Origin of the sequence: Anaeromassilibacillus sp. An172, assembly GCF_002160515.1 — a bacterium.
GTDB lineage: Bacteria > Bacillota > Clostridia > Oscillospirales > Acutalibacteraceae > Limousia > Limousia pullorum.
In genome coordinates this window covers 120,798-144,284 of sequence record NZ_NFKS01000001.1, presented here as the reverse complement: position 1 = coordinate 144,284, position 23,487 = coordinate 120,798, and the positions used below count along the sequence as shown (strand labels likewise).

Here is a 23,487-nt window from a genome sequence, read left to right as displayed (position 1 = left end):
ACACATGAAAAGAAAAAGATACTACATCGCCTACGGCAGCAACCTGAATGTTCGGCAGATGCGGATGCGCTGCCCACACGCCACGATCCTCGGCACGGCAAACCTCAAAGATTGGGAACTGCTTTTTAAGGGGAGCCGGACCGGCTCTTACCTGACCATTGAAGAATGCGAAAACGGCACGGTTCCCGTGGTGATCTGGGAGGTAACGGCTGCAGACGAAGCCGCCCTCGACCGTTATGAAGGATTCCCGACCTTTTACTACAAGCGGGATATCCGTCTCCAGTACAAAGGCATCCGGACAGGCAGACGCAGGACGGTGACGGCCTTTGCCTACATCATGCACGAGGACAGGCCGATTGGGGTTCCCAGCAATCTCTATATGCGGACTTGCCTGGAAGGGTACGACGCCTTCCGCTTTGACAAGAATATTCTGGTTGACGCCTACGATAAATGCAGGGAGGTATGCGGATATGAAGGATAATGTGATCCGGATGGCGGTTTGCCCGATTTGCGGCAGGACCTACCACGGCGCCCCGGCACTTTCCAGAGAGGATAACAAAACGCTCATCTGCCCGGACTGTGGCACCCGACAGGCGCTCCAGTCCATTGGCGTGGAGCCGTCCGAGCAGGAGCAGATCATTGAGACGATCCACCGCCATACACAGGAGTGATATACACAATTTATTCCTCCGATCTTTGTGCGGATTATGCTCAGAATTAACTTGATAATATATGGTTTTAGAGCGAATATGTACACACCGAAAGGGAAAACAAAGAAAACGGAGGATACAAGCCATGATGATCAACGAAGCGATGAAAAAGTACCGGCTGCCGAACCCCACCACAACCGAGGATTTGGAGATGCGGTTCTCCGGCATGGACGGCAAGACGTTGACTTTTGGAGATAAGGTTCTCCTTGCCGGATACTACTACAACGGGAGAAACAAGCCCTGCTGCTTCGGCGCGGCATACGAGTTCCTTACCGATGACCACACCTGCGAAGGTATGATCGGGCTGAGAGCAGCCAGCGGGGTTGAGTTTGAGGATGATGGCCACGCCATCGCTTGGGCGATGCAGCAGTAAATAAAAGAACATAATAACCTGAGATCGAGCCGCACGGCTCTTTCTCTCGTACAGAACCATTTTGGAAGTCGCAGCGATGCGGCTATTTTTTATGCCATTTGGGAGGTGGTGTCTATGCGAAAACTGAAGAAATACAAGCCTACCAAGTTCATGGCGAAGACCTCGCACTATGATAAGGACGCCGCCGACTATGCGGTCATGTTCATCGAGTCCCTCTGCCACACCAAGGGCACCTGGGCGGGAAAACCCTTTGAACTGATTGACTGGCAGGAACAGATCATCCGCGACCTGTTCGGCGTGTTAAAGCCCAATGGCTACCGTCAGTTTAATACAGCATATATCGAGATCCCCAAGAAACAGGGCAAATCGGAGCTTGCCGCCGCCGTGGCGCTCCTGCTTCTCTGTGGGGACGGCGAGGAACGGGCTGAGGTGTATGGCTGCGCCGCTGACCGCAACCAGGCAAAGATCGTGTTTGATGTGGCGGTGGATATGGTGCGGTTCTGTCCGGCGCTTTCCAAGCGGGTAAAGATCCTGGAATCCCAGAAGAAGATCACCTACCTTCCCACTAACAGCTCCTACCAGGTGCTTTCGGCGGATGTGGCGAACAAGCATGGCTTTAATACCCACGGCGTAATCTTCGATGAGCTGCATACCCAGCCTAACCGGAAACTCTTTGACGTCATGCTCCAGGGCTCCGGGGACGCCCGGATGCAGCCGCTTTACTTTCTGATCACCACGGCCGGCAACGATACCAACTCCATCTGCTATGAGGTACACCAGAAAGCCATTGACATCGCAGAGGGACGGAAGGTTGATCCTACCTTTTATTCGGTCATTTACGGTGCTGCCGAGAATGAGGACTGGACAGACCCCAAGGTCTGGAAGAAGGCAAATCCTTCCCTGGGCATCACGGTGGGGATCGACAAGGTCAGGGCAGCCTGTGAATCCGCCCGGCAGAATCCTGGCGAGGAGAACGCTTTCCGGCAGCTAAGGCTCAATCAGTGGGTGAAACAGTCTGTCCGTTGGATGCCGATGGACAAGTGGGACGCCTGCGCGTTCCCGGTTTCCGAGGACGATTTGGAAGGCCGCATCTGCTACGGCGGGCTGGACTTGTCCTCCACCACGGACATCACGGCCTTTGTGCTGGTGTTCCCGCCGCTGGATGAGGAGGACAAATACTACATCCTGCCCTACTTCTGGATACCGGAGGAAACGCTTGACCTCCGTGTCCGACGCGACCATGTCCCCTATGATCTATGGGAGCGCCAGGGGACGCTGATGACTACAGAAGGCAACGTGGTACATTACGGCTACATTGAGAAATTCATCGAGCAGTTGGGCGAACGGTTCAACATCCGGGAGATTGCCTTTGACCGCTGGGGCGCTGTGCAGATGGTGCAGAATCTGGAAGGCATGGGCTTTACGGTGGTTCCCTTCGGACAGGGCTTTAAGGATATGTCCCCGCCGACCAAGGAGCTGATGAAGCTGGTGCTGGAGGAACGCATCGCTCACGGCGGCCACCCAGTGCTGCGCTGGATGATGGACAACATCTATATCCGCACGGATCCGGCGGGCAATATCAAGGCGGACAAAGAGAAATCCACAGAGAAAATCGACGGCGCAATCGCCACTATCATGGGGCTTGACCGGGCGATCCGCTGCGGCAACGATACAGGCGCTTCGGTTTATGACAGCCGGGGGCTTTTGTTTATCTGAAAGGACGGTGATTCGATATGGGTATCTTTTCCGGGCTGTTCCGTTCCAGGGACAAGCCCCAGGACTGCACCGCCGGCAGCGGCTATGCGTTCTATTTCGGCGGCACCACCTCCGGCAAAGCGGTGACGGAACGTTCCGCCATGCAGATGACCGCCGTGTATTCCTGCGTCCGCATCCTGGCCGAAGCGGTGGCAGGTCTGCCGCTGCATCTCTACCGCTACAAGGAGGACGGCGGCAAGGAAAAAGCACTTGACCATCCGCTGTATCTGCTCCTGCATGATGAGCCGAACCCGGAGATGAGTTCCTTTGTGTTCCGGGAAACGCTCATGACGCACCTGCTCCTGTGGGGCAACGCCTACGCCCAGATCATCCGCAACGGCAAGGGCGAGGTCATTGCCCTCTACCCCCTGATGCCAAACCGCATGGTGGTGGACAGGGATATCCACGGGCAGCTTTATTACCAGTATACGCGCTCCACGGAAGAAGCGCCGACCATGAAAGGCGTGACGGTCAATCTGCCGCCCTCCGATGTGCTGCACATTCCGGGGCTTGGCTTTGACGGGCTGGTGGGCTATTCCCCTATCGCTATGGCCAAGAACGCCATCGGCATGGCGATTGCCTGTGAGGAGTACGGGGCCAAGTTCTTTGCCAACGGCGCCGCCCCTGGTGGCGTCTTGGAGCATCCGGGTACCATCAAAGACCCCCAGCGGGTACGGGAGAGCTGGCAGTCCACCTTCGGCGGCAGCGGCAACAGCAATAAGATCGCCGTGCTGGAGGAAGGCATGAAATATACGCCCATCGGCATCTCACCGGAGCAGGCGCAGTTTTTGGAAACGAGAAAGTTCCAGATCAATGAGATCGCCCGGATTTTCCGGGTGCCGCCCCACATGGTGGGCGACCTGGAAAAGTCGAGCTTTTCTAATATTGAGCAGCAGTCCTTGGAGTTTGTGAAATACACGCTGGAGCCCTGGCTGGTGCGCTGGGAGCAGTCTATCCAGCGGACGCTCTTTTCTCCGGAGGAAAAGAAGCGGTACTTTGCCAAGTTCAACGTGGAGGGGCTGCTCCGGGGCGATTATGCCAGCAGAATGTCCGGCTACGCCACGGCGAGACAGAACGGATGGATGAGCGCCAATGATATCCGGGAACTGGAAAACCTTGATCGTATTCCTACGGAAGATGGCGGCGATCTGTACCTTATTAACGGCAATATGCTCCCGCTGGGAAATGCGGGTGCTTTTGCAGATACACAAACGGGAAAGGAGGAAAACCCCGATGAAGAAGTTCTGGAAGTGGAAGAACCAGGCAGCAACGGAGACAGCTCCGGCGGAACGGACGCTGTTCCTGAACGGCACCATCGCCGAGGAAAGCTGGTTTGACGATGACGTCACGCCGCAGCTTTTTAAGGAGGAACTGATGTCCGGGGACGGCGATATCACCGTCTGGATCAACTCCCCAGGCGGGGACTGTGTGGCGGCGGCGCAGATCTACAATATGCTCATGGATTACCCCCATGATGTGACCATAAAGATCGATGGCATCGCAGCCAGCGCCGCCTCGGTCATTGCCATGGCCGGCACGAAGGTGCTGGTATCTCCGGTGTCCATGATGATGATCCACAACCCTATGACCGTTGCCATGGGCGATACCGCAGAGATGCAGAAAGCCATCGAGATGCTTGGCAGCGTCAAGGATTCCATCATCAACGCCTACGAAATCAAGACCGGTTTGTCCCGCGCTAAACTCTCCCATCTGATGGATGCCGAGACCTGGATGGACGCGAACAAGGCGGTGGAACTTGGCTTTGCCGATGACGTCCTGCACCGGGCGGAGATCCCGGAGGATGTGGAGCCGTCTGCGGTGTCCATGCTCTATTCCAAAGCCGCTGTGGTGAATTCCCTTATGGATAAGATCGCAGCCAAATGCAGGACCAACCCTAAGAAAACTGAAAAACCCAACCCCCAGGGCCGCTCTGTAGACAGTCTCTACGAGCGGCTCAATCTTTTGAAGCATTAAGGAGGATACGACTATGACGATTTTGGAACTGCGCGAGAAGCGCGCGAAAGCCTGGGAAGCCGCCAAAGCCTTTCTGGATTCCCACAGAAATGATAAGGGCGTCCTGTCTGCCGAGGACGACGCCGCCTACACCCGCATGGAGCAGGAAATTACCGACCTTGGCAAGGAGATCGCCCGCCTGGAACGCCAGGAGGCGCTGGACGCGGAACTGAACCGCCCGGTGAACAAGCCCCTGACGGGTAAGCCTATGAACGGCAAGGAGGAGAATAAGACCGGCCGCGCCACGGATGAGTACCGGCAGAATTTCTGGAACATGATGCGCTCCAAAGCGCCCATGCCCTCTGTGGTAAACGCCCTGCAGATCGGTACGGACTCCGAGGGCGGATACCTGGTGCCGGATGAGTACGAGCGCACCCTGGTGGAGGCGCTGGAGGAAGAGAATGTGTTCCGCCAGCTCGCCAAAGTGATCCAGACCTCCAGCGGCGACCGCAAGATTCCGGTGGTGGCAACGAAGGGCACCGCATCCTGGATTGACGAGGAAGGCGCCTACACCGAGAGCGACGATTCCTTCGGTCAGGTATCCATCGGGGCCTACAAACTGGGGACGATGATCAAGGTTTCCGAGGAACTCTTGAACGACAGCGTCTTTGATCTGGAAAGCTACATCTCCCGTGAATTTGCCCGCCGTATCGGCGCCAAGGAGGAAGAAGCCTTCTTTACCGGGGATGGCTCTGGCAAGCCCCTGGGCATCCTGGCTTCGAGCGGCGGCGCGGAAACCGGCATCACCGCTGCGTCCGCTACCGCCATTACGGCGGATGAGCTGATCGACCTGTTCTACTCCCTGAAATCTCCTTACCGCCGCAACGCCGTGTGGGTGCTGAATGACTCCACCATTAAGGCCATCCGCAAGCTGAAGGACAGCAATGGCCAGTACCTGTGGCAGCCTTCCCTGACCGCAGGCACACCGGATACAATCCTGGGCCGTCCTGTGCGCACTTCCGCTTATATGCCCGCCATCGCGGCCAGCGCCAAAACCATCGCCTTTGGAGATTTCAGCTACTACTGGATTGCGGACCGCCAGGGGCGTTCCTTCAAGCGGCTGAACGAACTGTACGCGGCAAACGGCCAGGTGGGCTTCCTCGCTTCCCAGCGCGTGGACGGCAAGCTGATCCTGTCCGAAGCCATCAAGGTGCTGGCACAGAAAGCATCGACATAACGGAAAGGGGGCGGCGGTGATGGACACTCTGCTGGAAAAAGTCAAGGCAAACCTGATTCTGGAACATTCGGCGGATGATGCGCTTTTGCAGGGCTACATCACCGCCGCTGTTTCCTATGCGGAGAGCTACCAGCATATCCAGGAGGGGTATTATACAGAGAATGCGATGCCGGCCACCACCGAACAGGCGGTGATCATGCTGGCATCGCATTTTTACGAGTCCAGGGACGGTTCCACGGGCGGCTTTTTCGCAGACAATGTACAGGCCGGCCAGCAGGTCTGGAACACGGTCAACCTTCTTTTGCGGCTTGACCGGGATTGGAAGGTGTGAGCATGAGCTTTGGCAAGATGAACACCTTCATTTCGCTTGTGGAGAAACAGTTCACGCAGGATGATGAGGGCTTTAAGACGGAAACGGATGTGACTGTGGCGGAGGTCCGGGCTTACCGGGAAGGCCGGCATGGCAGTGAGAAATGGGCCAATATGGCGTCCTTTTCCACCGCCACCGACCTGTTCCGGTTCCGGGTAATCCCCGGCGTCACAGTCACAACGGATATGCGCATCCTCTGCGATGGGCATACCTTTGAGATCACTTCGGTGGAAGACGTCAAAGGCCGGGGGATGTATCTGGAGATTATGGCGCAGGAGGTGAAACCCGGTGGCTAAGGTTCAGATGAAAATGCCGGACGACTTTCTGATGAAGGTGTCCAGGCTGGCGGACAAGACGGATGAGATTCTCCCGAAGGTGCTGGAGGCAGGCGCGGAGGTTGTGGAGGACAAGGTGCGCTCCAATTTGCAGGCGGTCATCGGCAGCGGGACGAAGTATGAGTCCAGAAGCACCGGGGAACTTCTGCGCTCCCTTGGCACTTCACCTGCCCTGCAGGATAAGAACGGCGATCTCAATGTAAAGGTGGGCTTTTCCGAGCCTCGTTCCGATGGCGACAGCAACGCCAAAATCGCCACCATCCTGGAATACGGCAAAAGCGGCCAGCCCGCCAAGCCATTCTTAAAACCAGCCCGTTCCTCTTCCAGAAACGCCTGTATCAACGCTATGAAAGCAAAACTGGACGAGGAGGTGGAGAAAATTTGAGCCTTTTATCGGAAATCAAGGCTGCGGTTACCGGCTGCGGCCTGCCTGTGGAGACGGGCGTGTTCTCCGATGAGCCGCCGGAGGAATATGTGGTGGTCACGCCTTTGGCGGACACCTATGAACTCCATGCGGATAATCTCCCAGAGTATGAAACCCAGGAGGCGCGGCTCTCCCTGTTTACCAAAGGCAACTACCTGAAGCGGAAGGAGCAGCTTTCAAAGGCGCTCCTCGCCGCTGATTTTACCATTACGGACAGACGGTATATTGACCATGAGGACGATACCGGCTTCCATCATTACGCCATTGACGTGGCGAAACCCTACAGATTGGAGGAATGAACTATGGCTACGATTGGCCTTGACAAGCTGTATTACGCCAAGATTACCGAAGATACTTCGGGCAATGAAACTTACGAAGATCCGCTGCCTTTGGCAAAGGCCATGACCGCCGAGCTTTCCGTGGAACTGGCGGAAGCTACGCTGTATGCGGACGATGGCGCGGCGGAGGTGGTGAAGGAGTTCCAGAGCGGGACGCTGACGCTGGGTGTGGACGACATCGGCAAATCTGTCGCAGAGGACCTAACCGGGGCGGTAATCGATGAAAACGGCGTCCTGATCTCTGCGTCGGAGGACGGAGGCGCTCCGGTCGCTATTGGCTTCCGTGCCAAGAAAGCCAACGGCAAGTACCGCTATTTCTGGCTGTACCGGGTGATTTTCGGCATCCCTGCCACCAACCTGACCACTAAGGGCGAGAGCATCGAGTTTTCCACCCCGTCCATCGAGGGAACCGTGACCCGACGCAACAAGGTGGACGGTCAGGGCAAGCACCCCTGGAAAGCGGAGGTGTCCGAGGATGACTCCGGTGTGTCTTCCACGGTTATCACGGGCTGGTACGATGAGGTCTATGAGCCGTCCTATGCGGATCAGACAGCGGGCGCGGGCGGCGAAGGATAAGGAGGTTTGAGGTATGGATGAAAGAACAGCTACTGTCAATATCGGCGGGCAGGAATACGAAATGCTCCTGACCACCAGGGCGACCAAGGCCATCGCAGGACGCTACGGCGGATTGGAGAACCTGGGCGAGAAGCTGATGAAGGCGGAGAACTTTGAGATGGCGCTGGACGAGATCGTGTGGCTGATTACCCTTCTGTGCAATCAGCCCATCCTCGTTCACAACCTAAAACACCCGGAGGACAAAAAGCCGGAGCTGACCGCCGAGGAGGTGGAACTTCTCACCTCCCCAATGGAACTGACGGACTATAAGGACGCCATTATGGAGGCGATGTACCGGGGGACGAAACGCAATATTGAAAGTGAGCCGGAGGGAAAAAACACAGCGGCCGGGTAAGCGATGAGGAATTGTTTACCCGGCTTTTGTATTACGGCATGGCGCACCTCTCCCTGCGCATGGACGAGGTGTGGCTCATGCCGTTTGGTCTGCTGATGGATTTGTGGGAATGTCACAGGCAGTTTTTAGGGCTTGCAAAGCCAAAGCAGGAACTGACCATTGACGATGTGATCCCATACGGAATTTAAGGAGAGGGGGTGCGGCTTGTGGCGGATAATTTTGGCCTGAAAATCGGCATTGAGGGCGAGAAGGAATTTAAAAAGGCTCTTTCAGAGATCAACCAGTCCTTCAAGGTGCTGGGTTCCGAGATGAAGCTGGTTTCCTCTCAGTTTGACGCCAACGATAAATCCATCCAGGCGCTTTCCGCAAGGAATACCGTTCTGAACAAAGAAATCGACGCCCAGCGCCAGAAAATTGAAACGCTGCGGGCTGCCCTCCAGAACGCTTCCGAGTCCTTTGGGGAAAATGACCGCCGGACGCAGAACTGGCAGATCCAGCTTAACAATGCGGAAGCCGCCTTAAACGGCATGGAGCGGGAGCTTTCCGCCAACGAGCGGGCGATGGAATCCCTTTCCCAGCAGGAAACGGAGGCGGCGGACGCTACAGAGCGGCTCTCCCAGGAGATTTCCCGGCAGGAGGATGAACTTGCCGGGATGAAACGCGCCTATTCCAACGCCGTGCTGGAGTATGGAAAAGGTTCCAGCGAGGCAAAGGAGCTGGAAGGGCGTATTTCCCAGCTTTCCGGGGAACTGAGGGAAAACCGGGAGCGGATGAAGGATGCCGGGGATGTGGCGGAGGATTTCGGCGATTCCCTGGAGGACGCATCCAACAGGGCGGATAAATTGGGCTCCGGCCTTTCGGTCGCTACGGTGGCGATGGGCAACCTCATCTCTTCCGGCATCCAGGCGGCATTGAGCGGAATCCAGGAGCTTGGCAGCGCCATCTGGAACCTGGACGAAGCCACCGAGGAATACCGGGTGGCCCAGGGCAAGCTCACCACCGCCTTTGAAGCGGCGGGATACAGCGGGGACGCAGCGCAGAAATCCTATACAGAATTTTATAAAATCCTGGGCGATACGGATACCGCCACCGAAGCCTCCCAGCTTTTGGCGCAGCTTGCGGAAAACGAGCAGGACATTACCAAGTGGACGAATATCGCGGCCGGCGTCTACGGCACCTTCGGCGATGCACTCCCCATCGAGGGCATGATCGAGTCCGCCAATGAGACCGCCAAGGTCGGGCAGGTCACCGGTTCCCTGGCGGACGCCTTAAACTGGGTGGGTATCAGCGAGGATGCCTTCAATGAAAAGCTGGCGGCCTGTTCCAGTGAAAGTGAACGGAACCGTCTCATCATGGATACCCTCTCCGGGGCCTATGACGAGGCGAGCAGCGCCTTTTACCGCAACAACGAGGCGCTGGTGGCGTCACGGGAAGGCCAGGCGCAGCTTGACGAAACCCTGGCAGGGCTTGGGGAGACCATTTCCAATGTGAAAAATAACCTCCGGGCAGAGTTCCTCCCGGCAATCTCAGAAGTCATCTCCGCGTTTACCGACATGGTAAACGGTGTGGACGGGGCGGATGAAGCCTTTGCCGGAGCTATTACCGGGCTGGTAAACACGGCGGTTTCCATGCTGCCGCAGTTTGTGGATACCGGGATGCAGATGCTGACCTCGCTGCTCTCCGGCATCATCCAGAGCCTTCCGGCTGTGATGGAGGGCGCGGCGCAGATCCTCGTCACATTGGCCCAGGGCATTGCGGCGGCGGTTCCCACCCTGATCCCGCAGATTGTCCTGGTGGTTACCCAGATCGTGCAGACCTTAATCGAAAACCTGCCGATGATTCTGGACGCGGCATTGCAGCTTATCACGGGGCTGGCTCAGGGGCTATTAAATGCCATCCCGGTCCTGATTGCGGCCCTGCCCGCCATCATTACGGCGATTGTGGAGTTTATCGTGGGGGCGATCCCCCAGATCATCAATGCCGGGATACAGCTATTGACCTCGCTGGTTTCCGCGCTGCCGGAGATCATTACGGCCATTGTGGCGGCGATTCCCCAGATTATTGACGGGCTGGTAACGGCGATCCTCGGCAGTATCCCCCAGATCATTGACGCGGGCGTGAACCTGCTGATCTCCCTGATCCAGAACCTTCCGACCATTATTACCACCATTGTGGGGGCAATCCCGCAGATTATTTCCTCGTTGGTGAACGCCATCCTGAACAGCATCCCCCAGATCATACAGGCAGGCGTCCAGCTATTCGTGTCGCTGATCCAAAACCTGCCCACTATCATCGTGGAAATCGTAAAAGCAGTACCGCAGATCATCGCGGGAATTGTAAACGCCTTTACTTCCTCAATGGGGCAGATTGTCAATATCGGTAAGAACATCGTGCAGGGGCTGTGGCAGGGTATCCAGAGCCTTGCCGGATGGATCTGGGACAAGGTTTCCGGCTGGATTTCCGGCATCTGGGACGGGATCTGCAGCTTCTTTGGCATCAACTCTCCATCCAGGGAAATGGCCTGGGTAGGCGAAATGCTGGGCAGGGGCCTTGCCGGCGGCATCGAGGACAGCGCCGGCGAAGCGGTCAGCGCCGCAGAGGATTTGAACAACGGCATTCTGGGCGTGATGAACGGGCTGGCGGCAGATATGCAGTCCGCTGTTCCCTCGAACTTTGCCTTTGACGCCGGCGGGACGATCCGCTCTGCGTCCGGCGGCATGAACAGCGGGGGCGCATCCTTTGGAACCCTCATTACCATCCAGCAGATGATTGTCCGCAGCGAGGATGACATCCGCAGGATTTCCCAGGAACTTTATAATCTCATGCAAGTCGGCTCCCGCGCACAGGGCCGCATCATTACAGCCTAAGAGGAGGTGGGATTTATGGGCTTTCAATACAACGGAATTTCTTCTCAGTCCATGAATATCAAGGCCCGTCTTACCGGCTGGCAGATGGTTCCCACTCTTCGGAGCAACACGGAAATCGTTCCCGGCAAAGCGGGTCTTGCGGACTTTGGGGCCGACAGCGGCGAGCGGTACATCGATGTTTCCTGCAATGTCTATCCGCAGAAAACCTTTGCCGGTTTGGTGGCAGTTTTAGATCGGGCGGCGGCATGGTTAGACCCTACGGTGGGGACAAAACAGCTTGTACTGGACGATGTGCCGGACCGGTATTTTATGGCCCGGCTTTCCGATACGGTGGACTGTGAACGGCTCCTCCGGGCAGCCGGTTCCTTTACCCTCCGTTTTCTTTGCCCTGACCCTTATGGTTACGCACTGGATGATGAAACCTTTACCCTCTCCCAAGCGGGTGAGCATGAGGTGGAGCGTGAAATCGGAAACACAGACTCCGAGCCGGTGTATTCTCTGCAAGGAACAATTTCCTCCGGCGCGGTTGTACTGACGACCAATGGAGAAAACCTGCGAGTGGTTGGCCCGCTGGCTGCGGGGGAAGTGCTGGTAATCGACACCGGCATGGTCACAGCCAAAGTGACGGACAGCGCGGGCAATACCCTGCGAAACGGCCTACCCTGTTTGGAGGAGCTGAATTTCCCGGTACTGCGCCGGGGTGTGAATAAGGTTGAAATCGCGGTTGAAGGCAGCGCCGTTTTTACCGAACTTCACATACAGGCAAAGAGCCGATGGAGGTAAGCAATGGCAGTAAAAACTACTTTGACTGCGCAGGAGGACTTTACCGGGGAATTTCCATCTGCATGGGCAGGCTCCGGCCTCTGGCGCTTTAACGAGTCCGAACCGGACAGCAACGACCGGCTGATGGATTCTTCCGGCAATGGCCGGGATTTCAATATTATCAACTGGAGCGGCACCACGGCAAACCTGCTGGAAGGCTGGCGTGGACATTATTTCCGCTTCAACATCAATAACCCAACCTCGGAGAAAACATATCTTCAAGCCGTAAACGACGGCTCGATTTTCTCCTCGCTGGGGGAACGGATTGTGGTGGGCGGCTGGATGAACCCCACCATTTACTCGGTAGGCAATACCTTCTGCCCTATTTTTAACACAAGGCAGGGGCCGGGCCAGCCGATCCTGTATCTTTCGCTGTATTCCGGGCGGCCCCGCCTAATGCTCTATAATTCCTCCGGCTCCCTGATTTTGGACGAGTCGGTAACGCCCCCGTTTTCTCTGGTAAACAACGGCTGGTATTTCCTCGCCGCTGTGATCGAGCCGGACGCATACAAAGCCTGCTATGTGGTAGGCGACCGCAGCACCGGTACAGTCTGGATTTCAAACGAGCTGACGATTGAGGGTGAACTGAACCGTTCCTGTACCGCCGACCTTATCATGGGGATGCACGCTGACACCTATTATTACGCAGGCGGCTTTGATGATTGGTTTCTGGATACGGATTCCTCTTTGACTGCCGAAGATCTGGCGGAATATTTTAAGGCCACTCTGTTTGCCAACGGCGGAGATATGTCCGGTGACGTGGATGCGCTCACCGAGCCGGGGAGCGTTACCCTTAGAAGCTCGGACGGAGCCTATCCATCCAGCGGGCAGCTTATTACAAAGGCGACAGCCTGCTCCCTTTCCGGTACGGGCCGCGTGGCTGCGACCAGCGAATATACAGCGGGCGTGACTGCCATTGAACAAGTGGAAACCTCCACTTCGGACGATTTGGAGGAATGGTCTGCCTGGCAGACTATCGGCACCAGCGGCGAACTGCAATCTCCGAACCGCCAGTATATCCGCTTCCGTGTGACGCTTGCCACTGAGGATACCAGCCGAACTCCGAAGCTGTTGGAAATCCAGCTCCACGATATACCGAAGGCCCCCTATGAAAAGCTGGGCTTTGCGCGCCCGGTAGTGCTGGATGCAAACGGCGCGTGGGAAGCGGTTCTGGAAAACGCCTTTGATATTGTTGTCACCAGCGAAGTCAACGGGGCCGATACGATGGAATTTTATCTGCCTTTCCACGATCCCAAGCGTGCCATGCTGGACAATGAAAAGCAGGTGCAGATCGTCAATGACATTTACCGCATACGAACCCTCACCGATACAAAGGACGCCGATGGGCGGATTGTGACGCAGGTATATGCCGAAGCTGCTTTCTACGACTTGTCCTTTTCCGAGGAAAAAGAAACGGTGGACTTCAACGCAGATACGGCGGACGCACCGATGCGGCACGCACTGGAAGGCACCGGCTGGTCGGTGGGAACGGTCAACGTCACCACTCTGCGCACATGGCAGTGTACGGAGAAAAACGCCCTTTCCATCCTGCGGGCCACGCAGAATATCCACGGCGGCGACCTGATTTTTGATTGCCCGAACCGGCTCGTCCATCTTCTTACCTTTGGCGGGAATGACAGCGGCGCTCTGTTTGCATATCGCAAAAATCTCAAAAGTATTGAGCGGGTGGTGGATACCCGCAGCTTGGTAACAAGGCTCTACGCCTATGGCAAGGATGGAATGACGTTCGCCTCGATCAATGGCGGCAAGGACTATGTGGAGGACTTCTCCTATACCACCGAAGTGCGCATATCCACGCTGGACTGCTCGAACTTCACCAATCCCTATCAGATGCTGGAATACACGCAGATGCGGTTGGCGGAATATGCGCAGCCCCGCGTTTCCTATGTTCTCTCCGCAATGGATTTGTCGGCCCTTACCGGGTATGAGCATGAGGCGTGGGCGCTGGGCGACATTGTAACGGTGGATGATAAAGACCTCAATCTGTCGGTAAAAACCCGCGTGGTGCGCCGCCAGTACAATTTGCAGGAGCCGTGGAAAACTGTGCTGGAACTTTCCACTACCCTTCGGGAACTGGGCGATTCCTCCGCACAATGGGATAAGGCCGCCGATGTGCTGGCATCCACCGATGTGATCGACCGGCAGGAAGTAAAGGACTTGGTGCCTTTTAACCATCTGCGTAATTCCCGCGCTGACAGCGGCATGAATTACTGGACGAACTCCGGCTTTGAGGTGGATGCGGAAAACGGCGTTTCCGGTACGGCTTCCTTCAAGGCAGAGGGCGTATTGGGTATGACAAAAAGCCTGACACAGACGGTCTACCCGGCCAGCCGCCGGAGTTATACCTTTTCAGCGCAGATTGCCTCGGAGGATTTGCAGAAAGGCCCCAGCGGGCAGGTCGGCATCGAAGTAACCTTTGAATATGAGGACGGTTCCACGGAAACGCGGTTCATCGACCTCTTTTAATATAGAAGGGAGCGGCCTATGGCTTCTTTTTCGCAAACTGCCACCGACCTGTCCCCCAAGGGGTACGGGAGGCTGCGTTCTATCACCATCCGGCTTTGTATTACGGACTGCACCGGCAAGGTGTATTTTACCGACATTATGGTGCAGGGTGGCTCCATTGCTACCGGCTGGGTGGGCCATCCCAGCGAAATCCAGTGGACGCTGGACGGCTAAGGAGGCAGATATGGCGGCGGAATTTACTCGATTTTCAGAAACAATTTTGACAAAACAGGATCAGCGGGTGGTAAGCATCACCGTGAAGCCGATGATTTCTGATTGTACAGGCCGGATTTACTTCACCGACCTGATGGTACAGGAAGGCGACCGGCTCACAGGTTATGTGATAAATACAGAAACAATTCTGCAAAAATACCGGGAGGATGGCTCCATTGTTCCTCCCCGTTTCTACAACGGCGTGGTGCGCTCGGCGGAAACGGTGGTGCTGTTCAACCTCGGCTCCGATACGGCGGGGCTGGACTGCTATCTCTACCCGGTGCAGGACATGGCGGCGGGCAGCATTTCCGTGGCTTTAGGCGCGGGCGCACACAAGGCAGCTTTCCCTGCTGCGGTAAGTGCCGGGGATGAGCTGGCCCTTCTGGCTTCTTCCCGGAAATGCCTGCTCAACGGAAGCCCCGCGGAAAAGCGCGGCTTCTTTCAATACACGGCTGCCGGGGACAGCAAGCATCCGGTGACAGTAGAGGAGCATAAATCCGCCCGGCTGTTGTTTGAATTTCAGGAAATGCAGGAAGGCGGTGATCGGTTTTGAACCGGGACTATCTAAAAGGAAGGCGGTGCATGGTCTGGTCGTTCATGCAGAACGCTCGGATGTACGAGGCTTTGCGGGACTATGGCGACCGGCTGGATACGGTGGGGATTTTTACTTTTGAGGTGGATGCCACCGGGACGCTCTCGGAAACTGGCACAAGCATTTCCTCCATGATGACCTACATCAACAAGTGGACGCACATTCACTGGATGCTGACCGTGATGAACCACGGGACAGCCAGTATTTTCACGGCTCTGCGCAATAACACAAACGGAGCAAAAGATAAGTTTTTAACGGAGCTGGTGCGCATCATGGAAAAATACCCGTGGTGTGCCGGAGTGGACATTGATTTGGAGCGCGGCGGCGGATATGAGAACCGGGAAGCGGCAAACTCCTTATTTCAGGCTATTTACCAGACGGTCAAAGCCTATGATTCCTCCAAACTCGTCAATATCTGCCTGCCCGGCATGACCGGCGTTCAGGGCAGTGTGGGCGGGGAAAACTGGTGCGTCTATGCCGACCTCAACCCGTACTGCGACACGGCTTCTATTATGTCTTATGGCATGGCGTGGGCAGGCAGCGCCCCCGGCCCCGTATCTCCCCGGAGCTGGTTGGAGGGCATTTACGATTACGCGGTCACGGCGATGTCCCCGGAAAAGATTTTCATGGGCCTGCCGGGATACGGCTGGAACTGGCAGATATACGACACCCCGGAGAACCTGGGCGAAACCTACCGGGGGATTTCCAACACCTACTATGCCGCCAAGCTCTGGATGACTGGCGGCTACAACTTTACCGGGGATGCGCCGCCCCAGCCCATGATCCCCATTATTGCCTATTGGGACGATGTAGATATGGTGCCGTGGGCGCTTCCGCAGGTATATGACTACATGGAAGGATGGGATGCTTCCTCGGTAACTTCGCCCCTGCAGCAGGAAGTCTATAACCGCAGGCGGTATCTGACCTGTTACGGGAAGGAGCAAAAGACCTCCTTCGGCACAATCTACATTGACCGTGGCGGCGGCACACCGGATTCCTACACCGGGCTTGCCACTGTGTCCGATTACATGACGGTTCTCGGTGAGGGCGCGACAGCAACCTTTCATTTTACGATTGAGCAGGCTGGCACCTATGACATAGCGGTACGGCTTGCTTTTCCTTTTTGGGATAAAAACGCGCTGAATGTGGCTGTGGACGGAAGCTCAAAGACCTTTTCGGAGAGCCGCCTGTGGTGGCCATACTGGCGGCGCACCTGCTGGCTTTCCTTTGCTTCCGGCAGGAGCCTCTCCGCAGGCAGCCATACGCTTACGATCAGCGGCGGCGTTCCCGGTGTACAGTTTTACGGTTTCCGGGTATGCAGCAGCTTTTCTGAGGAACCGTCTGCCGGAGAGGCGGCGTTTACCCTCTCACCCCGGCAGTTTCTGGACGTGAACGGCCAGCCAGCCACACCAGACAAGGGCTTTAAACTCACCTGTGAAATGCTCCGGCGAAAACCGGATTCGGCGCTGGTATGGTATGAGGACTTCCGGGATGATACCCCTCTGCCGGACAGCTACTGGATGACGCTCTCCGGGGAATGGTCGGTGTGGAGGGAAAGCTACACCACCGAGAACCGGCCATATTCCTTGCTGGAAGGCTCCGGCAAGCTGGCATGGAAATATGATGGATTCTCCGACCTGCATATCCGGGCACGGGTGGGTTTTCCACAGAATGGCGGCGGACGGGCCGGGGTATTCCTTGGAAACCTGTTCTGCTGCTTAAACTACGATACTCAGCGGGTGGAGCTATACCAAGGCTCCACGCTTTTGGGGAGCTACTCCACCAGCTTTTCCAAGACCCCGGATGCGCAGCTCCACAGCGATCCGACCGTCTATACCATTGAGATGCGAAAGCGTGGGAGCAAGGTCCGGGTGTATTCCGGTTCCAGCTACACCCTGCGGTTTACCGCAACGGTGAGCGCCACCTCCGGCTATGCGGGGATACAGGCGGACAATGAGATCGTCTGCGACCTGCTGCGGGCCGGTGATGCCTGGGCTTATGAACCCTATGAGTGTTTTGACGTGGTGTATCCGGACGGGGTGCGCACCAGCTTCGGGCGGATCGCCCGCTCTGGCGTGACGTGGGACGAGGAATTTCAGATTTTCTCAGTGAACAGCGACGTGGATGAAGGCTCCACCCGCAGCGAGGATATTTCCCTCGACTATGATTTCTTTCATTCCCACCTGCTGGAAATTTCCTGCGGGAATGATTACACAGCCAGGGTGATCCCACGGGATATAAACGTCTGGACCGCCCGGCTGTTCTTGGGCGACGCGGACGGTTTTTCCATTCTGTATTATCAGGACGTGGATTCGCTGGTATATTGGGCCAACGAGGCTGCTTACCGGTGGGGCCTGCGCGGCATTGCGATCTGGTCTTTAGGACAGGAGGATATGCGGCTGTGGGAGGTCATGCCGAAACAAATCGAATAAATCATGGGAACTGGCGACTGCCCTGCGGGGCGGCCGCTTTTTTCAAGTACACAAACCATTTCAAGAAACGGAGGTATCAACATGAAGGAACTTTGGAATACGGCGCAGGTGATCTTTGCGGCAATCGGAGGATGGCTGGGCTATTTCCTGGGCGGCTGCGACGGGTTGCTCATCGCCCTGGTGGTGTTCGTGGCGGTGGATTACATCACCGGCGTGATGTGCGCCGTCTCGGACAAGAAGCTGTCCAGCGAGGTGGGCTTTAAGGGCATCTGCCGGAAGGTGCTGATCTTCCTGCTGGTTGGAATCGCCAACATCGTGGATGTACAGGTCATCGGCACAGGCTCGGTGCTTCGCACGGCAGTCATCTTCTTTTATCTCTCCAATGAGGGCGTGAGCCTGCTGGAGAACGCGGCGCACCTGGGGCTTCCCGTGCCGGAGAAGATGAAGGACATCCTGGCGCAGCTCCATGACCGGGCGGAAAACACAGAAAGCGAGGGAAAATAACTATGGCTTATACGAACAGTTCACTGGTATCTTACACAAAACTCAGCCCGAACCACTCCGGGCAGCGGACGCACTCCATCGACCGCATCACGCCCCACTGTGTGGTAGGACAATGCTCTGTGGAAACACTGGGGAATATCTTCCTGCCGGTTTCCAAACAGGCAAGCTGCAACTACGGTATCGGCGAGGATGGCAGAATCGGAATGTATGTAGAGGAAAAGAACCGCTCCTGGTGTTCTTCTTCCAATGCAAACGACCAGAGGGCTATCACCATTGAGTGCGCGTCCGATACGGCTGAGCCGTATGCCTTTAAGGATGTGGTCTACCAGAAGCTGATCACCCTCTGCGCGGACATCTGCAAGCGAAACGGCAAGAAAAAGCTCCTGTGGCTGGGAGACAAGGACAAGACGCTCTCTTATGAGCCGAAGTCGGATGAGATGGTGCTGACCGTCCACCGCTGGTTTGCCAACAAGTCCTGTCCGGGAAACTGGATGTATGCCCGGATGGGTGATCTGGCGGAAAAAGTTACGGCACAGCTTGGCGGCGGGATCTCTGGGAACACAGAGACGGAGCATCCCGAAAAGCTGACAGAAGGCTATTACCGTGTCCGCAAGACATGGGCGGACAGTAAGACACAGAAAGGCGCATACAAGATCCTATCCAACGCCAAGAGGTGTGCCGACAGCAACCCAGGTTACAGCGTGTTCGACGATAACGGGGTCAATATCTACTCGCCGGGCGGGGCTGCTTCTGCGCCGTCCGAAGATGTGCCGTTTCTTGTCCAGGTCAGCATTTCTGACCTGAATATCCGCAAAGGGCCGGGAACGGACTATGCCAAGACCGGTAAGTTTACAGGAAAAGGCGTATTTACCATCATGGAGGTCAAATCCGGGCAGGGTTCCACGGCTGGCTGGGGCCGGCTGAAATCCGGCGCGGGATGGATTTCGCTTGACTATACATCTAAAATTAAATAACCAAACTGCTGAATGCCCATCGAGCCATAACCGCTCGGTGGGCATATTTTTTTCGGCCAAAATTCGCTCTTCTGTCCAGATGGGTCATTGAGGGTAACCCTCGGAATGGAGGAACCAAAATGACCCATCAGCAAAAAGAACAGATAACTGCCCTACGCTCCCAGGGCTATGGATATGCAACCATTGCAAAGGCGATAGGACTGAAGAAAGATACCGTTGTAGCATTCTGCCGTAAGGTGGGGCTGACCGGCACGAAGGCCGCAGATAACAGCCGCATTGAACTGGACGCCGGATTTTGCCCGCAGTGCGGCGCTCTGCTTACGCAGACTCCCGGCAGAAAGCGCGTCAAGTTCTGCTCCGATAACTGCCGTACCGCTTGGTGGAATGCACATCCTGAAAAGGTTAACCGCAAGGCCGTATACCACTTTACTTGCGCTCACTGCGGAAAGCCCTTCACCACCTACGGCAATGCAAAAAGAAAATACTGCTCTCACGCCTGCTATATTGCAGACCGCTACAAAGGCGGTGACGGGCATGAGTGAGGATAAATTCCGCTCTGAAATGAGCTACCTTGCCGCCCTTTCCATCGCAAAGAATCTCAGGGAAAAGGGGCTTCTGAGCGAGGAGGAATATGCCGTAATTGATACAAATCTGCGGGCTGAGTTCTCGTCGTCTTTGGGTACATTATTATCGGAAAACGACTTGATATAATTGGCTTTCAGAGTGATATATAGTGTCGGAAAGGAGTGATTTCATGCGGATTGTAAATAAAATCGAAGCGAAAACACCGCAGATGCCGCGCCGCAAAAGGGTCGCTGCCTACGCGAGAGTCTCAATGGAGTCCAAGCGGCTGCAGCACTCCCTTTCGGCACAGGTCAGCTTTTACAGCAGTTTGATACAGAGCAACCCCGCCTGGGAATATGTGGGCGTATATGCCGACAATGGAATAACCGGAACCAAAGCCGAAGCCCGCGAAGAGTTCAATCGGATGATTGCCGACTGCGAAGCCGGAAAAATCGACATTGTTCTGACAAAGAGTATTTCCCGTTTCGCGCGCAACACCGTTGACCTGTTGAATACAGTGCGCAGGCTCAAGGAACTGGGCGTTTCCGTGCAATTTGAAAAGGAGCGCATCGACTCCCTCACCGAGGACGGCGAGTTGATGCTGACCCTTTTAGCATCCTTTGCCCAAGAGGAGATACGCAGCCTGTCGGACAACGTCAAATGGGGTACCCGGAAACGATTTGAAAAAGGTATTCCCAATGGTCGCTTTCAAATCTACGGGTACCGCTGGGAGGGCGATCATCTGGTTGTCCATGAGGAGGAGGCAAAGATCGTTCGGCTCATCTACGACAATTACATGAATGGTTTATCAGCGGAAACCACAGAGAAGCAGCTTGCCGAGATGGGTGTGAAATCCTATAAGGGCCAGCACTTCGGCAATACCTCTATCAGACAGATCCTCGGCAACATCACTTATACGGGCAACCTTCTGTTCCAGAAGGAATATGTGCAGGACCCCATCAGCAAGAAAAGCAAAATTAACCGTGGGGAGCTGCCGCAGTATTTCGTGGAGAACACCCACGAAGCCATCATCCCGATGGAGGTCTACCAGGCGGTGCAGACCGAGAAAGCGCGCCGCCGGGAGCTTGGGGCTTTGGCAAACTGGAGCATCAATACCTCCTGCTTTACCAGCAAAATCAAGTGCGGTCGGTGCGGAAAGAGCTATCAGCGTTCCAACCGCAAGGGGCGCAAAGACCCAAACGCCAACTATACGATCTGGATTTGTGGGACTCGAAGAAAGACCGGGAACGCGCATTGTCGAAATAAGGATATCCCGGAACCGATGCTCAAAGAAGCCTGTACTGCGGTTTTGGGACTAGATACGTTTGATGAGATCATCTTTTCAGAGCAGATCGACCGCATTGAGATCCCTGCTCCGAATGAGATGATTTTCTATTTTAAGGATGGCCACATTGTACCGCACCACTGGGAATCCACCATGCGGAAAGACTGCTGGACGGATGAGCGCCGAGCCGCCAAAGGACGGTATGTGCAGGAGCATCAGCTCGGTCCCAACAGTTCCTGCTTCACCAGCCGCATTCGCTGCGACAGCTGCGGCGAGAACTACCGCAGGCAACGTTCACGGCACAAAGACGGCAGCTTTGATTCCGTATGGCGGTGCGCGTCAGGCGGAAAATGCAATAGCCCCAGCATCAAGGAGGAAGTCCTTAAAAACCTCTGCGCTGACGCTATGGGGCTGGAATCATTTGACGAAACGGCTTTCCGTGAGCAGATTGCCTGCATTCATATCGTTGCTCCGTTTCAACTTTCCATCCGCTTCTTTGACGGGCATACCTTTGAAGCGGCATGGGAAAATAAGCGAAAAATGCCCAAGCATACGGAGCAGCGCAAGCAGCATATGCGGGAAGTAATGATACAGAAATGGAGGGAAAAATGTGGCGAAAGTAACGACTATACCGGCAACGATAAGCCGGTTCACGGCAACGCCGATCAATGAAAGGAAAAAGCGCCGCACCGCCGCCTATGCCCGTGTCTCCACGGACAGCGAGGAGCAGCTTACCAGCTACAGCGCCCAGGTGGACTATTATACCAACTATATCAAGAGTCGGGACGATTGGGAGTTTGTTTCCGTATATACGGACGAAGGTATAACCGGTACGAATACCAAGCACCGTGAGGGCTTCAAACGCATGGTAGCGGATGCGCTGGCGGGTAAGATAGACCTTATCGTTACCAAATCGGTCAGCCGCTTTGCCCGCAATACGGTAGACAGCCTGACCACGGTGCGCCAGCTAAAGGAAAAGGGCGTGGAGATCTATTTTGAAAAGGAAAACATCTGGACGCTGGACAGCAAGGGAGAATTGCTTATCACCATTATGTCCTCCCTGGCGCAGGAGGAAAGCCGCAGTATTTCCGAGAACTGTACCTGGGGACAGAGAAAGCGGTTTGCAGACGGCAAGGTCACCGTACCCTTCAAGCGGTTTCTTGGCTACGACCGGGGTCCCGATGGCAATCTCGTCTTGAATAAGGACGAGGCGGTCATCATCCGCCGCATCTACAGTATGTTCCTGCAGGGCATGACGCCGCACGGCATTGCCGCCAGGCTGACTGCCGACGGCATCAAGTCGCCGGGCGGCAAAGACAAATGGAACGCAGGGGCAGTTCGCAGCATTCTCACCAACGAGAAGTACAAGGGCGATGCGCTCCTGCAAAAGAGCTATACGGTGGATTTCCTCACCAAGAAGAAAAAGGTCAACGAGGGCGAAATCCCGCAGTACTATGTGGAGGGAAATCACGAGGCCATCATTCAGCCGGAGGTGTTTGAACTGGTTCAGCAGGAACTGAAGCGCAGAAAGCAAGGTCGGGGCCCGCACAGCGGTGTCCACCTTTTCTCCGGCAAGATACGCTGCGGACAATGCGGAGAGTGGTACGGTTCCAAGGTCTGGCATTCCAACAGTAAGTATCGCAGAGTAATCTGGCAGTGTAATCACAAGTATGACGGCGAGGAAAAATGCTCCACGCCGCACTTGACGGAGGATGAGATCAAAGCGATGTTTATTTCAGCGGCGAACAAGCTGATTGGCAAAAAGACCGCAATTATCTCGCCTCTACGGGCTTCGCTGGACATTGCCTTCGACACCTCCGCACTGGAAGCCGAAACCGAAAAATTGCAGGAAGAACTCATGGTCGCCTCAGACCTCATCCAGAAATGCATCTACGAAAACGCTCATGTGGCGCTCGACCAGAGGGAATACCAGAAACGCTATGACAGTCTTACCGCCCGCTTCGACATTGCAAAAGCACGGCTTGAGGAAATCGAAACCGCCATTGCTGATAAGAAATCCAGACGGGCGGCGATTGAATCCTTTCTGGGCACGCTGGCGCAAGCTGACCTGATGGGAAAATTTGACCCTGTCCTCTGGTGCGGTCTGGTGGATCATGTAACAGTCTACAGCAAGGACGATGTGCTTTTTACCTTTAAGAATGGGCAGGAAATCCGAGCGTAAGGGGAAAAAGGATACTCCTCACTACCAATTGCGGTGGTGAGGAGTATCCTTTTTCCATAAG

Annotated in this window: 26 protein-coding genes; all 26 read left to right on the top strand. The window is 55.7% G+C overall.

Annotation, left to right across the window (positions count from 1 at the left end):
• Positions 1-4 precede the first annotated feature (4 nt).
• The 26 genes from B5F08_RS00620 to B5F08_RS00505 all read left to right on the top strand — a co-directional run bounded on the left by B5F08_RS00620 (position 5) and on the right by B5F08_RS00505 (position 23,426).
• Positions 5-481 (top strand): gamma-glutamylcyclotransferase family protein, encoded by a 477-nt coding sequence (locus tag B5F08_RS00620; protein WP_087375916.1) that lies wholly within the window; start codon positions 5-7, stop codon positions 479-481.
• Positions 471-671 carry a hypothetical protein gene (locus B5F08_RS00615; RefSeq protein ID WP_087375915.1) on the top strand — a complete coding sequence of 67 codons (201 nt, stop codon included), beginning with the start codon at positions 471-473 and terminating at the stop codon, positions 669-671. Before B5F08_RS00620 ends, B5F08_RS00615 begins: the two co-directional genes overlap by 11 nt.
• A gap of 124 nt (positions 672-795) precedes the next feature.
• The gene (locus B5F08_RS00610) at positions 796-1,083 is read left to right on the top strand and encodes a hypothetical protein (protein ID WP_087375914.1); all 288 of its coding nucleotides are present in this window, start codon (positions 796-798) and stop codon (positions 1,081-1,083) included.
• Positions 1,084-1,197: 114 nt separating this feature from the next.
• Entirely contained in the window at positions 1,198-2,799 is a 1,602-nt protein-coding gene (locus B5F08_RS00605) for a terminase large subunit (protein ID WP_198659468.1), read from the top strand.
• A 17-nt stretch (positions 2,800-2,816) separates the two neighbouring features.
• Complete coding sequence (locus tag B5F08_RS00600; RefSeq protein ID WP_087375912.1) at positions 2,817-4,175, top strand: phage portal protein; 1,359 nt, start codon at positions 2,817-2,819, stop codon at positions 4,173-4,175.
• Positions 4,072-4,812 (top strand): head maturation protease, ClpP-related, encoded by a 741-nt coding sequence (locus B5F08_RS00595; RefSeq protein WP_087375911.1) that lies wholly within the window; start codon positions 4,072-4,074, stop codon positions 4,810-4,812. Before B5F08_RS00600 ends, B5F08_RS00595 begins: the two co-directional genes overlap by 104 nt.
• A 13-nt stretch (positions 4,813-4,825) precedes the next feature.
• A complete protein-coding gene (locus tag B5F08_RS00590) occupies positions 4,826-6,028 on the top strand; it encodes a phage major capsid protein (protein ID WP_087375910.1) in 1,203 nt (400 codons plus the stop codon).
• A 19-nt stretch (positions 6,029-6,047) separates the two neighbouring features.
• Positions 6,048-6,359: a head-tail connector protein gene (locus B5F08_RS00585; protein ID WP_087375909.1), complete on the top strand. Its 312-nt coding sequence runs from the start codon at positions 6,048-6,050 to the stop codon at positions 6,357-6,359.
• Between the two features lie 2 nt (positions 6,360-6,361).
• Positions 6,362-6,694, top strand: coding sequence for a phage head closure protein (locus tag B5F08_RS00580; protein WP_087375908.1), 333 nt, complete (start codon positions 6,362-6,364; stop codon positions 6,692-6,694).
• Positions 6,687-7,118: an HK97-gp10 family putative phage morphogenesis protein gene (locus B5F08_RS00575; protein WP_087375907.1), complete on the top strand. Its 432-nt coding sequence runs from the start codon at positions 6,687-6,689 to the stop codon at positions 7,116-7,118. The genes B5F08_RS00580 and B5F08_RS00575 overlap by 8 nt, the downstream gene beginning before the upstream one ends.
• On the top strand, positions 7,115-7,456 hold the full coding sequence (locus B5F08_RS00570; protein WP_087375906.1) for a hypothetical protein: 342 nt from the start codon (positions 7,115-7,117) through the stop codon (positions 7,454-7,456). The genes B5F08_RS00575 and B5F08_RS00570 overlap by 4 nt, the downstream gene beginning before the upstream one ends.
• A 3-nt stretch (positions 7,457-7,459) precedes the next feature.
• A complete protein-coding gene (locus B5F08_RS00565; RefSeq protein ID WP_087375905.1) occupies positions 7,460-8,071 on the top strand; it encodes a major tail protein in 612 nt (203 codons plus the stop codon).
• Positions 8,072-8,084: 13 nt separating this feature from the next.
• The gene (locus B5F08_RS00560) at positions 8,085-8,465 is read left to right on the top strand and encodes a hypothetical protein (RefSeq protein WP_009269250.1); all 381 of its coding nucleotides are present in this window, start codon (positions 8,085-8,087) and stop codon (positions 8,463-8,465) included.
• Positions 8,466-8,476: 11 nt separating this feature from the next.
• Positions 8,477-8,653: a hypothetical protein gene (locus tag B5F08_RS13190; RefSeq protein WP_158096171.1), complete on the top strand. Its 177-nt coding sequence runs from the start codon at positions 8,477-8,479 to the stop codon at positions 8,651-8,653.
• Positions 8,654-8,671: 18 nt separating this feature from the next.
• Positions 8,672-11,332: a phage tail protein gene (locus B5F08_RS00555; protein WP_087375904.1), complete on the top strand. Its 2,661-nt coding sequence runs from the start codon at positions 8,672-8,674 to the stop codon at positions 11,330-11,332.
• 15 nt (positions 11,333-11,347) lie between these two features.
• Positions 11,348-12,115, top strand: coding sequence for a distal tail protein Dit (locus tag B5F08_RS00550; RefSeq protein ID WP_087375903.1), 768 nt, complete (start codon positions 11,348-11,350; stop codon positions 12,113-12,115).
• A gap of 3 nt (positions 12,116-12,118) precedes the next feature.
• Entirely contained in the window at positions 12,119-14,641 is a 2,523-nt protein-coding gene (locus B5F08_RS00545) for a phage tail spike protein (protein WP_087375902.1), read from the top strand.
• An 18-nt stretch (positions 14,642-14,659) separates the two neighbouring features.
• Positions 14,660-14,854, top strand: a complete 195-nt coding sequence (locus tag B5F08_RS00540; RefSeq protein WP_087375901.1) for a hypothetical protein — start codon at positions 14,660-14,662, stop codon at positions 14,852-14,854.
• A gap of 10 nt (positions 14,855-14,864) precedes the next feature.
• Positions 14,865-15,446 (top strand): hypothetical protein, encoded by a 582-nt coding sequence (locus B5F08_RS00535; RefSeq protein ID WP_087375900.1) that lies wholly within the window; start codon positions 14,865-14,867, stop codon positions 15,444-15,446.
• 29 nt (positions 15,447-15,475) lie between these two features.
• Positions 15,476-17,917 (top strand): glycosyl hydrolase family 18 protein, encoded by a 2,442-nt coding sequence (locus B5F08_RS00530; RefSeq protein ID WP_242968153.1) that lies wholly within the window; start codon positions 15,476-15,478, stop codon positions 17,915-17,917.
• Between the two features lie 81 nt (positions 17,918-17,998).
• The gene (locus B5F08_RS00525; protein WP_087375999.1) at positions 17,999-18,421 is read left to right on the top strand and encodes a phage holin family protein; all 423 of its coding nucleotides are present in this window, start codon (positions 17,999-18,001) and stop codon (positions 18,419-18,421) included.
• A 2-nt stretch (positions 18,422-18,423) separates the two neighbouring features.
• Positions 18,424-19,395: an N-acetylmuramoyl-L-alanine amidase gene (locus B5F08_RS00520; RefSeq protein WP_087375899.1), complete on the top strand. Its 972-nt coding sequence runs from the start codon at positions 18,424-18,426 to the stop codon at positions 19,393-19,395.
• A gap of 119 nt (positions 19,396-19,514) precedes the next feature.
• Positions 19,515-19,937, top strand: coding sequence for an RNA polymerase subunit sigma-70 (locus tag B5F08_RS00515; RefSeq protein WP_087375898.1), 423 nt, complete (start codon positions 19,515-19,517; stop codon positions 19,935-19,937).
• A complete protein-coding gene (locus B5F08_RS13345; RefSeq protein WP_204245140.1) occupies positions 19,930-20,106 on the top strand; it encodes an SHOCT domain-containing protein in 177 nt (58 codons plus the stop codon). Before B5F08_RS00515 ends, B5F08_RS13345 begins: the two co-directional genes overlap by 8 nt.
• A gap of 43 nt (positions 20,107-20,149) precedes the next feature.
• Positions 20,150-21,916 (top strand): recombinase family protein, encoded by a 1,767-nt coding sequence (locus B5F08_RS00510; RefSeq protein ID WP_087375897.1) that lies wholly within the window; start codon positions 20,150-20,152, stop codon positions 21,914-21,916.
• Entirely contained in the window at positions 21,855-23,426 is a 1,572-nt protein-coding gene (locus B5F08_RS00505) for a recombinase family protein (protein ID WP_087375896.1), read from the top strand. The genes B5F08_RS00510 and B5F08_RS00505 overlap by 62 nt, the downstream gene beginning before the upstream one ends.
• The last annotated feature ends 61 nt before the right edge of the window (positions 23,427-23,487 follow it).

What these genes read in the sequence shown, in the direction of transcription:
- B5F08_RS00590 (WP_087375910.1), top strand. Translation starts at nt 4,826, where the DNA reads ATGACGATTTTGGAACTGCGCGAGAAGCGCGCGAAAGCCTGGGAAGCC.
- B5F08_RS00595 (WP_087375911.1), top strand. Translation starts at nt 4,072, where the DNA reads ATGAAGAAGTTCTGGAAGTGGAAGAACCAGGCAGCAACGGAGACAGCT.
- B5F08_RS00600 (WP_087375912.1), top strand. Translation starts at nt 2,817, where the DNA reads ATGGGTATCTTTTCCGGGCTGTTCCGTTCCAGGGACAAGCCCCAGGAC.
- B5F08_RS00585 (WP_087375909.1), top strand. Translation starts at nt 6,048, where the DNA reads ATGGACACTCTGCTGGAAAAAGTCAAGGCAAACCTGATTCTGGAACAT.
- B5F08_RS00620 (WP_087375916.1), top strand. Translation starts at nt 5, where the DNA reads ATGAAAAGAAAAAGATACTACATCGCCTACGGCAGCAACCTGAATGTT.
- B5F08_RS00530 (WP_242968153.1), top strand. Translation starts at nt 15,476, where the DNA reads ATGGTCTGGTCGTTCATGCAGAACGCTCGGATGTACGAGGCTTTGCGG.
- B5F08_RS00535 (WP_087375900.1), top strand. Translation starts at nt 14,865, where the DNA reads ATGGCGGCGGAATTTACTCGATTTTCAGAAACAATTTTGACAAAACAG.
- B5F08_RS00540 (WP_087375901.1), top strand. Translation starts at nt 14,660, where the DNA reads ATGGCTTCTTTTTCGCAAACTGCCACCGACCTGTCCCCCAAGGGGTAC.
- B5F08_RS00580 (WP_087375908.1), top strand. Translation starts at nt 6,362, where the DNA reads ATGAGCTTTGGCAAGATGAACACCTTCATTTCGCTTGTGGAGAAACAG.
- B5F08_RS00605 (WP_198659468.1), top strand. Translation starts at nt 1,198, where the DNA reads ATGCGAAAACTGAAGAAATACAAGCCTACCAAGTTCATGGCGAAGACC.
- B5F08_RS13345 (WP_204245140.1), top strand. Translation starts at nt 19,930, where the DNA reads ATGAGTGAGGATAAATTCCGCTCTGAAATGAGCTACCTTGCCGCCCTT.
- B5F08_RS00565 (WP_087375905.1), top strand. Translation starts at nt 7,460, where the DNA reads ATGGCTACGATTGGCCTTGACAAGCTGTATTACGCCAAGATTACCGAA.
- B5F08_RS00610 (WP_087375914.1), top strand. Translation starts at nt 796, where the DNA reads ATGATGATCAACGAAGCGATGAAAAAGTACCGGCTGCCGAACCCCACC.
- B5F08_RS00525 (WP_087375999.1), top strand. Translation starts at nt 17,999, where the DNA reads ATGAAGGAACTTTGGAATACGGCGCAGGTGATCTTTGCGGCAATCGGA.
- B5F08_RS00560 (WP_009269250.1), top strand. Translation starts at nt 8,085, where the DNA reads ATGGATGAAAGAACAGCTACTGTCAATATCGGCGGGCAGGAATACGAA.
- B5F08_RS00515 (WP_087375898.1), top strand. Translation starts at nt 19,515, where the DNA reads ATGACCCATCAGCAAAAAGAACAGATAACTGCCCTACGCTCCCAGGGC.
- B5F08_RS00550 (WP_087375903.1), top strand. Translation starts at nt 11,348, where the DNA reads ATGGGCTTTCAATACAACGGAATTTCTTCTCAGTCCATGAATATCAAG.
- B5F08_RS00545 (WP_087375902.1), top strand. Translation starts at nt 12,119, where the DNA reads ATGGCAGTAAAAACTACTTTGACTGCGCAGGAGGACTTTACCGGGGAA.
- B5F08_RS00510 (WP_087375897.1), top strand. Translation starts at nt 20,150, where the DNA reads ATGCGGATTGTAAATAAAATCGAAGCGAAAACACCGCAGATGCCGCGC.
- B5F08_RS00615 (WP_087375915.1), top strand. Translation starts at nt 471, where the DNA reads ATGAAGGATAATGTGATCCGGATGGCGGTTTGCCCGATTTGCGGCAGG.
- B5F08_RS00520 (WP_087375899.1), top strand. Translation starts at nt 18,424, where the DNA reads ATGGCTTATACGAACAGTTCACTGGTATCTTACACAAAACTCAGCCCG.